Consider the following 11,971-nt stretch of genomic DNA (forward strand, 5'->3'; position numbering starts at 1 on the left):
TCAAACTTTCAGTCAATCAAACGGTATCATAAAAATGAAAAAAGGGAAAGATGTTCCTGCTTTATGTAATGATTCTTTTATTGTGCTTTTTTTTCGTTACTTTTACACTTTAGAGAAAAATAAACGAAAAAAAGGTTGGAACATAAATATTCCAACCAAATAGAAATCCGAATCATATACGTACATATTAAGCAATATTTATATAATTATTTTGGTTTTAAGTTTTTTCTGTTGTTATAGCACTGTTTTCTCTGGTTCTTGCTGAAGAATAGTTGTAATACGATTGTTTTCATCCATAATCGCTACTTTAGGCTTATGCTGGGTAAGCTCTTCATTTGAAACATAACAATAAGAAATGATAATAACAATATCTCCTACTTGAACTAATCTTGCGGCTGCACCGTTTAAACAAATCGTCCCAGTTCCTCTTTCACCAGGGATAATATATGTTTCTAATCTTGCACCATTATTGTTATTTACAATTTGAACTTTTTCATTCGCTACCATTCCAACCGCATCTAAAATATCTTCATCAATTGTAATACTGCCAACATAATTTAAGTTTGCTTCTGTTACAGTAGCTCGATGGATTTTTCCGTTCATCATTATCCGAAACATAAGGATAACCCTCCATTATAGTCATATGTTTATCTAGATGCATTGTCTAATTCAAAAATTATATTGTCTATTAGCCTTGCTTTACTAAATTGGACTGCAATCGCAATAATAATCTTCCCATTTAGCTCCTTTAATGTCTCTAATTGGGGATAGGATAATATCTCAAAGTAGTCAACCTTGCCGCTTGACTCTCTTTCAATGAAAGCAATAATAGAATTTTTTAATATTTCTCTATCTGCAGTTCCTTTTATTAATTCACTTCTAGCTATACTAAGAGCTTTATATAAAATACCTGCCTCTTGCCTTTCGGTTGGCGTAAGGCGAACATTTCTAGAACTCTTTGCTAAGCCATCTTCTTCTCTTACCGTATTAACGGCAACTAGATTAATAGGAAAATGAAAATCTTCTATTAATCCATCTACCACTGCGACTTGCTGTGCATCTTTTTTACCAAAATAAACATTCGTCGGCTGAACTAAATGAAATAACTTCGTTAATACAGTTGCTACTCCATCAAAATGACCAGGTCTTGACTTACCACATAAACAGTTCGTGCGTTTTTCCACTTTAACAGTCACAGACATTTGCCCTGGATACATTTCTTCCACAGATGGATGAAATAAATAATCTACTCCTTCTTCCATTGCCACTTGTTTATCATGTTCAAAATCTTTTGGATAGGAGGCAAAATCTTCATTTTGCCCAAATTGCAGTGGATTGACAAATACACTCATAATAACAATTTCATTTTGTTCTCTTGCAGCTTTAAGCAGTGCTCGATGTCCTTCATGTAGATACCCCATTGTCGGCACAAAGCCAATGGTTACTTGATTCTTTTGTAACGAAGTAGTTATATCCTGTAATTGCTTCGGATTTGTGAGGATATTCATTGGGTGTTTCCTCCATATAAGCTTTTTATTTCTTCCGCTTTCATCTGAAAGCTATGCTTCATTTCTGGAAAAGCCCCCATTTTCACTTCAGAAATATATTGATCGATTGCAAGAGAAATAGCTTCATTGACATTTGCATATTGTTTTACAAATTTTGCAACTCGATCCACACCATATGTGATCAAATCGTGATAAACAAGAACTTGCCCATCTGTTTCACTTCCAGCTCCGATACCGATTGTAGGAATATCCAGTCTCTTACTCACCTCTTTAGCAACTTGCATCGGCACACACTCCAATACTATCGCAAAAGCTCCTGCCGCTTGGCATTTTAATGCATTATCCATAAGCCGCTTCGCTTCATCCGAACTTTTTCCTTGTACTTTATAACCACCTAATACACCTACTGACTGAGGGGTTAAACCTAAGTGCGCCATCACTGGAATACCAGCATTTGTTAAATAGTTGATTTGTTCAATTACATCGTCTGCGCCTTCCAGTTTTACTGCATTTGCACCTGTTTCTTGGATCAAGCTTGCTGCATTTAATAAAGTATCGCGACGAGATAAATGATAGCTCATAAACGGCATATCAATGACGATAAACGTATCTTCAGCACCGCGTTTAACCGCTTTTCCATGATGAATCATATCATCCATTGTTACTGGAACGGTAGAATTATATCCAAGTACAACCATTCCCAAGGAATCCCCTACCAATATTAAATCTGTTCCTGCTTGTTCAACTAATTTAGCAGAAGGGTAATCATATGCGGTGAGCATCGTAATCTTTTCACCCTTCTGCTTCATTTTGATAAAATCAGTTGTTGCTTTCACTAAGTTTTCCTCCTTTTAAATAGGAAGAGGGAATGGCTTTAAACGAAAAAAAAACCTTCTACAAAGCATAGAAGGATTGTTTTATATGTCTATTTTCATCCCTCTGTCCTTGTCCAATTGTGGATCTAGGCAGATTAAATTATGGTTTATGCACATTCAAACAAACTGGTGCAGTTCATTAAGATACTGCCCGACAAAAGCATTATAACAAATATTTCTCTATCCTGACTATGGGCAAATTACGTTTCCAACAAAATATCCGCAGAGTAAATCGAATGCATAACACCTTGCTCATCTTCAAGTAGCAAAACACCATCTTCTGTAATACCCTTTGCAAGTCCCACTATACTTCCATTCAGCGTATTAGCCGTCACTTTTTGTCCTAGACTCACCGAATAGCTTTCCCACAGAAGCTTGATTGGATAAAAACCTTTCTCTAAATAAAGCTGATATAATTTTTCCAGCTGCAGCATGATTCCTTGGATAAGTTCTGCCCGATCCCAGCTCTTTTGTGTTTCTAGATAAATAGAAGTGGCACTTGATTGGAGATCTTTCTCAAAGTCCTCAAGCTGCTGATTCACATTAATTCCTATTCCGATGATCAACGAATGAACTCTATCACTATCTGCTTGCATTTCTGTTAAGATGCCTGTTAGTTTTTTTCCATGCAATAAAAGATCATTTGGCCATTTAATATCTGCTTGCACCCCAGTTACTTCATGAATTCCTTGGACGACTGCAACAGCTGTCAGCAATGTCAGCTGCGGCGCTCTCATTATCGGAATGTTCGGTTTTAAAATAAGACTCATCCATATTCCCTTATATTTAGGTGATTGCCATTTTCTTTCTAACCGTCCTCTGCCCCCTAATTGCTCTTCTGCTATCACTAATGTTCCCTCTTCTGCTCCCTCCAGCGCAAGTTTCTGGGCAATAGTTTGAGTAGAATCCACCGAGTCTTCAAAATGAATATTTCTTCCCATGTACTTCGTATTTAAGCCAAAAAAAATTTTATCCGGCACAATTTTTTCTGGTGAACTGATAATTCGATAGCCTTTTTTGCGGACAGCTTCTAATATAAAGCCATCTTTTCGCAATGACTCAATATGTTTCCAAATGGCTGTTCGCGAACACCCTAAAAGTTCTGCTAGCGATTCACCAGATAAATATTGATCAGGGTTATTAGTAAAGGCTTCAATTAATCCTTTTCTTATATCTGATGACATTGTTTCAGCCACTCCTTTATTAATTGCTTGTCATTAGAAAGCTTTTCTTCTACGACATTCCTTTCCACTAAGGAGAGAACATCTTTTATCCACGGACCAGGTTTTTTTTCTGTCCAGCTTAATAGATCGTTTCCGCCAATTTTAAGTTCTTCCATTGATTTAATCGGCAGCTTCTCATACCTTTCTTCTAGATGAACAATATCTATGTTTACCTCGTTATTTTTTAAAAGTTGATACATTTTTTCCACACTAACCGCAACAGATAATGTAGCAAAATACAGCGCCTGATTAGACCAATTAGTCATCTGTTCTCTTTGCAGCATCCAATATATTAGCTTTTGAATAGCCTTTATTTGCTTGACCGATAACTTCCATGCTCGCAAAAACAATTCTATCTGGTGCTTCTCCTTCCTTCCTAGACATAAAAGTAAAACAGCCCATTTTTCTTGCAATTCAAGCTTGGTCAGCGGTAATTTTGCGAATTTAGAAATCCCTTTTTCTTCTGAGGATAGCATCGGTAAAATTTGATACATCTTAGTTTCTACCATAATTTCTAAAGCTTCCAAACACCATGGACCATGTAATAGTTTTTCAAATTCAGCGGTTATTCTCTCTACCGCTATTTTTGAAAGCAGCTGTCGATTATTTCTAATGCCATTCAGCGTTTCTGTCTCTAGGTGGAAGCCTAAAGTACTCACAAACCGAATTCCTCTCATTATTCTTAACGCGTCTTCTTGAAAACGTTCGTTCGGATTGCCAACTGTTTTAATTTCTTTCTTTTCTAAGGATTCTTTCCCATTGAAATAATCGATGACATGGCCGTTTTTATCCATTGCCATTGCATTAATGGTGAAATCACGGCGTTTTAGATCTTCTTTTAGCTCTCGTACAAAATATACTTGCTCTGGTCTGCGGTAATCTCGATATGTGGATTCTGTTCGAAAAGTTGTTATTTCATATGTATGTTGATCCCATATTACCATCACGGTTCCATGGGCAATCCCCACATCAATAGTGTGAGGAAAGATCGATTTAATTTCTTCCGGCGTTGCGGAAGAAGCGATATCGATATCATGAATTTGCTTATTTAATAAATGGTCGCGAACTGCTCCTCCTACAAAATATGCTTCATAACCCGCTTCCTCGATTTTATTAATAATCGGGAGAGCTTCTTTAAACGGATTTATCATTCATTTCACCAGTTTCTAAAATAGATTTATAAATCTCTATATATTGGTCAACGATGATATCGGCCTTGAAATAATCTCGTACTCTCGAAATCGAACGCTGTGAAAATTGGGCATGCTTCTTTTCATCCGTTAACAGCTTTATCGAATGTTCAGCAATATCTTCTATATCTCCAAGTTCACAAATATAGCCTGTCTCATTTGGAACAATTACCTCGGGAATACCGCCGACATTTGTTCCTATGACGGGAACCCCGCACGCCATCGCTTCTAATGCCACTAAACCGAAGCTTTCTTTTTCCGAAAGAAGCAGCATGAGATCACTTAAAGAATAGAGCTCCTCCAAATTCTCTTGTTTGCCAAGGAATAATACCTTTTGTCTTAATTGGAGCTCATCCACTAATTTGGTCACCTTCGACATTTCCGGTCCATCACCAACAAGCAATAGTTTTGCTGGAATCTGATTTGCGATTTGTTTGAATGCTTGTACAACATCCGTAACTCTTTTCACTCCTCTAAAATTAGAGACATGAATAACAACTTTTTCTGTATCGGAAATTGCCAGTTCTTTTTTCAAATGACTTACGTCGACTTTACGATAAATTCGCTCATCAATAAAATTATAAACAGGGAGTATTTCTTTGTTTGGCTCAATTACTTCATGAGTTTGTGCGATTAATGAATTAGAAACTGCTGTTACTAGATCTGATTTTTCAATTCCAAAACGTATTCCCGCTGCAAGTGATGGATCATATCCTAGTACTGTTATATCCGTGCCATGAAGCGTTGTAACTATTTTGACGTCCCTGTTGCTCATCTGTTTTGCTAATATAGCACAAACAGCGTGTGGGATTGCATAGTGAACATGCAGCAAGTCTAACTCTTCTCGATTAATGACTTCTGCCATTTTGCTGCTTAATGCTAAATCGTATGGCGGATATTGAAAAACAGCATATTGATTTACTTCCACTTGATGGTAATAAATATTCGGATACATTTTATTTAAACGAAAAGGAATACTGGAAGAAATAAAGTGAATTTCGTGTCCTCTCTCAGCCAGCATCTTTCCTAATTCTGTTGCAATAACCCCTGATCCGCCAACTGTTGGATAACAGGTAATGCCGATTTTTAATTTTTTCATTTGTCTCCACCTAATAAATCTTGATTTAATAATATTGGCTTAGATTTTATAAATCCTTCTGCATAAATCACACCAACTTCTTTGCCAAACAGTTTTTCTCTTGCTTCTATTGTGTCAATATAACCATTTGTTAATGGGGTTTCCACACTGTTTTCACCTTTAACAAATTGACTTTGATAACAATTTAAACTAGCTTGCTTTTGCTCCATATAATCGCTAATATCAATAACAAAATCAGGTTTATGAAAACCATTTATCATATAATAGTATTGATTCTGTACTTTATGTGCTGATGTATTTCCAACCCGATAGTTTTTTATACCTGCTGAAAAGACTGCTTCCTTCACAATTCTGGTGCAATTTCCATGATCTGGATGTCTATCTTCCCAATAAGGGGAAAACACTAACTTTGGTTTGTATGTACGAATCACTTCCACTACTTTTTTTATAGCATTTTCTTCTAGATATAAACCTCGATCAGGAATCTGCAATGTAATCCTTTCAGCAATCCCCAAGACTTCTCCTGCCTTTTCCGCTTCTTGTTTACGTCTTTGTACTGTGCCATTTGAAGAAAGATTACTTTCTGTTAAATCACAAATTATAATCCTTCTCCCATGTGCGGCATATTTTGCAATAGTTGCACCCATGCCGATTTCTACATCATCGGCATGAGCACCAAAAGCGAGTATATCTATTTCATCAGTTATCATTGAGTTTTTCTGTGAATTTTTTTGCCACTGGTTCTGTCTTTCCATGAACTATCTTTCTCCAATCTATGTCACCTTGCTCGAGTCCTCGAATTAATACTTCTCCAGTTCCCATATTTGTTGCTAGAGGAACAGAATAAACATCACATAAACGGATTAATGCTGTAACATCAGGTTCATGAGGCTGTGCTGTTAAAGGATCTCTAAAGAAAAAAACCATATCCATATCATTATTAGCAATATAAGAGCCAATTTCTTGATCACCGCCGAGTGGTCCTGAATGAAAACGATGTACATCTAACCCTGTTGCTTCTTGAATTCTACCACCTGTTGTTCCAGTTGCGTATAAAGTATGCTTTGCAAATATATTTTTATAAGCAACAACAAAAGCAACCATGTCATTTTTCTTTTTATCATGAGCAATTAAAGCAATGTTCATCCTAATTCCACTCCTACTCCATAATATTTTCTAAACCGTATATCAATACATTTACCTTTAATACCTCTTCTACTGCAAATTTAACACCTGACATAAAGGAAGCCCGATTATAAGAATCATGTCTAATGGTTAATGACTCTCCATCTGATCCGAACATAACCTGTTGATGGGCAATTAAGCCTGGCAGACGTGTAGAGTGTATTCTCATTCCATCAAAATCTGCGCCTCTTGCTCCTGGAATGGTCTCTTTTTCGTCTGGATGACCTTGTTTTTTGCTTTCTCTTACTTCCGCAATAAGCTCGGCTGTTTTTACAGCAGTTCCAGATGGTGCATCCAGTTTTTGATCATGATGCATTTCCATAATTTCCACATCTGCAAAATAGCGTGCAGCCATTTTAGAGAATTTCATCATTAACACAGCACCCAAAGCAAAATTTGGCGCAATGATACAGCCGCGATTCATTTCTTCACATAATTTTTCTAATTCGGCTAAGTTTTCTTTAGTAAATCCGGTTGTTCCTACTACTGGTCTAACGCCATAGCTTAAAGCTGTTTTAGCATGATGCATCCCGAACTCAGGCGTTGTTAAATCAATAAGTACATCCGGCTTTTCTGTTTGTAGACATTTTTCTATATCCGTATATACTGGTACATCATAAGAAGCAAAGCCTTCTATCTCTTTTAAGCTTTTCCCCTCATTCTTATGATCTAAAACTGCAACAAGTTCAAAATTCTCTGTTCTTCCCATTAAATAAACTGCTTCTTTTCCCATTCTGCCTCTAGGTCCTGCGATTACGATTTTTACTTTATTCAATGTCCTAACTCCTTAGTATGTATTTTGTCTTTATTGATCTTTTCTTGTCCAACGATCTTTATCCCGTGTATTAAATTTATGCATAACACGATTATGCGCTTCTTCTAAATCGATATTAAGTGAATTGGCTAAACAAGTTAACACGAACAGCATATCCCCCATTTCATCCGTAATTTCTTTCTCTGTTTCCGTTTCTTTTTTTGGTTTCTCTCCATAGTAATGGTTTACTTCTCTAGCCAGCTCTCCTAACTCTTCTGTCAGACGGGCAAGCATAGCCAGCGGACTGAAATAACCTTCTTTAAATTGTCCTATGTATTCATCTACTTCTCTTTGTATGTCCTTCACCGTTTTTTCCTGATTCAATATAAGCACCTCTAGTCAATAAGTAATCTTATCCAATTCCATGTTAGCTAATCTAAACCATTTTTACAAACATTTTTGACGATATTGATATAAGTACCTAAAAATGCTTGTCTTTATTTACCTAACATTCTTTTTTCTTGCTTATCTGCTAGATTGCCCAACTGCATGTGATTCGATATAATGGATACGCTAATAATAATGCATTTTGTCTAAGAAAGAAGGCGAGTCGATGTTTAAAAGTATTAAAGTTAAAAATATCTTGTTCATCCTTTTAGGATCTGCGATATTTTCCTTCGGTATTGTTCATTTCAATATGCAGAACAATTTAGCAGAAGGCGGTTTTACTGGTATTACGCTTTTATTATATGCATTATGGAATTGGGATCCTTCCATCACAAATTTACTGCTAAATATCCCTTTATTTTTCATTGGATGGAAGTTATTAGGAAGAAATGTTTTTATTTACACGATTATTGGAACCGTAGCAGTGTCTATTTTCCTCTGGTTTTTTCAGCTTCCAAAGATCGAGTTACATATTCCCCTCACTGAAGATTTGACTCTAGCTTCTTTATTTGCAGGAACATTCATTGGTGTCGGCTTAGGTATTATTTTCCGCTATGGAGGGACAACTGGCGGAGTTGATATCATAGCTAGATTAGGGTTTAAGTATTTCGGATGGAGTATGGGAAAAACCATGTTCTTTTTTGACTTTTGTGTCATTACGCTTTCATTGATCACCTATCTATCATACAGAGAAGCAATGTATACATTGGTTGCTGTTTTTGTTGGGGCAAGAGTAATCGACTTTATTCAAGAAGGCGCATATGCAGCTAGAGGAGCGATGATCATTTCTGACGATAACGAAAAAATCGCTAATAAGATAATGAGTGAAATGGATCGTGGTGTTACTGTATTAAAAGGACATGGTTCTTTTACTAAACAAGATCGCGAAGTACTTTATTGTGTTGTCGCAAAAACAGAAATTGTTCGTTTAAAAAGCATCATTACAAGCATAGATCCACATGCATTTGTATCGGTTAGTGTCGTTCATGATGTAATGGGTGAAGGTTTCACTTTAGATGAATATAAACAGCCTCTCGAGAAATAAACTAAAAAATTGTATTCACTTTGCATTTAATGAAAGAAAATACTCGCAATGATGAATACAATTTTTTTGTTCTTACTATTGACTTAATAATCATTGCCAAAAATAGAATGATAGATCTCACCTATTATCCCTTTCATTTGATGTACACCTAAATCAGTATTTGTCATAATTATCGCGCCTTTTTTTAATAATGGGTAAGCTACAAGCATGCTCTGAAATCCAATCCCCCATCCTAATGAAGAAATTTCCACTTCTTTATTAGAACTATCTAAAAACACGCTCAGTCCGATCCAATTTTTGTTCCCTTGCGGACTGATTATATCCTTAGCATTTTTTCTCGATAATCCTAATTGACTTCTACCTTCCAAAGCATTCATTAATTCCAATACTAAAATCGCTAAATCAGCGGGAGTAGTCCAAATACCACAGGCTGCTGGATAAGGATAAAAGGGGTAGCTTCCGTAGACAATCTGTCCTTTTTTATCATGACCAGAAGAAATATTTTCGACACCTCTTATATCAATACAGCTCTGATTCATATGTAAAGGCTGAAAGAGAAATTCTTTTAATACTATGTGAAAAGATTTCTGCAAAGTATCTTCAATCAGTTGTTGAATAATGCAAAAGCCAGCGTCCGAGTAATGAAATGCACTCATTGGTTCACAACTAATCTGTATTTTCTGCCGATTGAATACGGAAGTTCCTTCTAATATGTCTATCATAGGAGGAACCTCCTCGTTTTCTTTCCATTCACTAAAACTACCTTCTGGGTCAATAATACCTGATTGATGACTCAAAAGATCTCTTAAAGTTACTTTTTTGCCTTTTATCTGTTTATTTGCTGTTAAATGCCAGGAGCTAAGTTTAACATTAACATCTTCATCTAAATCAAGCAGTCCAGTCTCTACTAGCTTTAAAACCAGCATAGCTGTCACAAACTTACTTATAGAAGCAGAATGGAAGCTTGTCTGTTCATTAATTTTATCCGTTTTACCTGATTCCTTCATGCCATACTGTTTGATACAACTAAGTTTTCCATCTTGTATTACCGCTATGCTTAAACCAGCTATCTTATAATGATTCATTCGTTCTTTTACATTTAGATTTGTTAGTGCCATCCCAACTCCTCCTATTTTCTTTTAGGGCAATTATAGCATAAAAAAACGAACGTACGATCTATTTAGATTATAATTATCTCAAAGCCGAAGCTTCTCTCGCCGTCTATAAGAAATGATATTCTAGCTATTACCTTATTTTAAAGAGGAATGAATTTCACTAACCCGCTTATCCGTTGGTAGTATATATGTCAATATTCCTAATAGCGGCAGCAGGCTACAAATAATCATAATTGCTTGCAAACTAAATGCGTCTCCAATAACACCAAAGATTACTCCACCAAGTGCCCCCATTCCAAATGCTAACCCTACAATTAAGCCAGACACAAGGCCAATCATACCTGGAAGCAGCTCTTGTGCATAAACAACGGTCACACTGAAACTAGACTGTAAAATAAAGCCGATGATAAATAATAAAGGTCCTATTAGCCAAAACGGCATATGTGGGAGTAGTAAAGCAAACGGTGCAGATCCGATTAAAGAAAAGAGAAGAATCGTTCTTTTCCCAAAGCGATCTGCCAATGGTCCACCAAGAAAAGTCCCAATTACACCAGCAAGTAAAAACACAAAAACAAATATTTGCGCATTTTCAATACTTAAGCCAAACTTCTCTATTAAATAAAAGTGAAGGAAATTACTAATTCCCGCTCCATACCACGAACGTGCAAATACAAGGAAAATTAATAAACATATTGCCAGAATAATTTCTTTATTAACAACAAATTCCCGCTTTCCTTGTTGTTTCCTTTGTGGATTTCTAATATACAATTCTCTCTTATACCAAGTTGATACTTGAAATAATACAATCATGCCAATTGTAGCTAGAAGAGTAAACCAAATGGTTCCGAATTGACCTGTTCGTACAAAAATAAAAGCAGTAAATACAGGTGCTAATGACTGACCTGCATTTCCGCCCACTTGATAAATTGATTGGGCAAGCCCGCGTTTCGCTCCGGCTGCCATATAAGAAACACGAGATCCTTCTGGATGGAAGATAGCGGAACCAAATCCAATAAATAAAACGGATAATAAGACCAAGTAAAAATTTGGAGCGAGAGAAAGGCCCAGCATTCCGATTAAGCTTGAGAACATTGCAATCGGCAATAAATATGGTGCTGGCCTTTTATCTGCCAAAACACCAAACACAGGTTGTAAAATAGAGGATGTAATGTTTAATGCAAAGGCAATCCAACCAATTTGTGTATAATTTAATTCCATTGACTTTTGGATAACAGGAAATAAGGCAGGCACAACCGATTGCATACAATCATTCAAAAAATGTCCAAGACTTATCGCAAATAAAATCCGATAAATAGTCATCTCCTGCCGCTTTTTCCCTTGTACATATTCAGCAGTTTGCAAAAAAACCCTTCTTTCTTTTGTTTTCTTTTATGTAAATGGCATTGTTTATTATACACCTAGCATCTTTTAAAATCTATAATTTTCTAAAAACTCAAAATTCAAAGAACTTGATTCATCAAGATATTTCTCTCCCATAAAAAGTTCCGTGTAATACCACAAATCTTCTTT

The 11,971-nt window shown here is 36.1% G+C and carries 13 protein-coding genes; 1 reads left to right on the forward strand and 12 read right to left on the reverse strand.

Translation table 11 applies throughout. From position 1 onward, the window contains the following. Positions 1–234 precede the first annotated feature (234 nt). The 10 genes from panD to MHH96_RS19725 all read right to left on the reverse strand — a co-directional run bounded on the left by panD (position 235) and on the right by MHH96_RS19725 (position 8,218). Complete coding sequence (gene panD, locus MHH96_RS19680; RefSeq protein WP_047940389.1) at positions 235–618, reverse strand: aspartate 1-decarboxylase; 384 nt, start codon at positions 616–618, stop codon at positions 235–237. 29 nt (positions 619–647) lie between these two features. After that, positions 648–1,508: a pantoate--beta-alanine ligase gene (gene panC / locus MHH96_RS19685; RefSeq protein WP_341117891.1), complete on the reverse strand. Its 861-nt coding sequence runs from the start codon at positions 1,506–1,508 to the stop codon at positions 648–650. Beyond that, complete coding sequence (gene panB, locus MHH96_RS19690) at positions 1,505–2,344, reverse strand: 3-methyl-2-oxobutanoate hydroxymethyltransferase (protein ID WP_047940387.1); 840 nt, start codon at positions 2,342–2,344, stop codon at positions 1,505–1,507. Before panB ends, panC begins: the two co-directional genes overlap by 4 nt. Before the next feature lie 239 nt (positions 2,345–2,583). Continuing rightward, positions 2,584–3,567 (reverse strand): biotin--[acetyl-CoA-carboxylase] ligase, encoded by a 984-nt coding sequence (locus tag MHH96_RS19695; protein WP_047940386.1) that lies wholly within the window; start codon positions 3,565–3,567, stop codon positions 2,584–2,586. After that, entirely contained in the window at positions 3,552–4,757 is a 1,206-nt protein-coding gene (locus MHH96_RS19700) for a CCA tRNA nucleotidyltransferase (protein WP_144580856.1), read from the reverse strand. Before MHH96_RS19700 ends, MHH96_RS19695 begins: the two co-directional genes overlap by 16 nt. After that, on the reverse strand, positions 4,741–5,895 hold the full coding sequence (gene bshA, locus MHH96_RS19705; RefSeq protein WP_341117893.1) for an N-acetyl-alpha-D-glucosaminyl L-malate synthase BshA: 1,155 nt from the start codon (positions 5,893–5,895) through the stop codon (positions 4,741–4,743). The genes MHH96_RS19700 and bshA overlap by 17 nt, the downstream gene beginning before the upstream one ends. Then, positions 5,892–6,605, reverse strand: a complete 714-nt coding sequence (gene bshB1, locus MHH96_RS19710; RefSeq protein ID WP_341118140.1) for a bacillithiol biosynthesis deacetylase BshB1 — start codon at positions 6,603–6,605, stop codon at positions 5,892–5,894. Before bshB1 ends, bshA begins: the two co-directional genes overlap by 4 nt. Then, entirely contained in the window at positions 6,595–7,041 is a 447-nt protein-coding gene (mgsA, locus tag MHH96_RS19715) for a methylglyoxal synthase (RefSeq protein ID WP_047940383.1), read from the reverse strand. The genes bshB1 and mgsA overlap by 11 nt, the downstream gene beginning before the upstream one ends. A 13-nt stretch (positions 7,042–7,054) precedes the next feature. Next, positions 7,055–7,855, reverse strand: coding sequence for a 4-hydroxy-tetrahydrodipicolinate reductase (gene dapB, locus MHH96_RS19720; RefSeq protein ID WP_047940382.1), 801 nt, complete (start codon positions 7,853–7,855; stop codon positions 7,055–7,057). A 30-nt stretch (positions 7,856–7,885) separates the two neighbouring features. Next, positions 7,886–8,218: a nucleotide pyrophosphohydrolase gene (locus MHH96_RS19725; RefSeq protein ID WP_047940381.1), complete on the reverse strand. Its 333-nt coding sequence runs from the start codon at positions 8,216–8,218 to the stop codon at positions 7,886–7,888. Positions 8,219–8,447: 229 nt separating this feature from the next. Between MHH96_RS19725 and MHH96_RS19730 the strand changes: the two genes are divergently transcribed. Then, a complete protein-coding gene (locus tag MHH96_RS19730; protein ID WP_341117895.1) occupies positions 8,448–9,326 on the forward strand; it encodes a YitT family protein in 879 nt (292 codons plus the stop codon). A gap of 83 nt (positions 9,327–9,409) precedes the next feature. Here MHH96_RS19730 and MHH96_RS19735 read toward each other — a convergent pair whose 3' ends face one another. Together MHH96_RS19735 and MHH96_RS19740 are read right to left on the reverse strand one after the other, a co-directional pair. Next, on the reverse strand, positions 9,410–10,444 hold the full coding sequence (locus MHH96_RS19735; protein WP_061796508.1) for a serine hydrolase domain-containing protein: 1,035 nt from the start codon (positions 10,442–10,444) through the stop codon (positions 9,410–9,412). Between the two features lie 132 nt (positions 10,445–10,576). After that, positions 10,577–11,761 carry an MFS transporter gene (locus MHH96_RS19740; protein WP_061796566.1) on the reverse strand — a complete coding sequence of 395 codons (1,185 nt, stop codon included), beginning with the start codon at positions 11,759–11,761 and terminating at the stop codon, positions 10,577–10,579. Between the last annotated feature and the right edge of the window lie 210 nt (positions 11,762–11,971).

Source organism: Niallia sp. FSL K6-0212 (assembly GCF_038007605.1).
Lineage (GTDB): Bacteria > Bacillota > Bacilli > Bacillales > Cytobacillaceae > Niallia > Niallia circulans.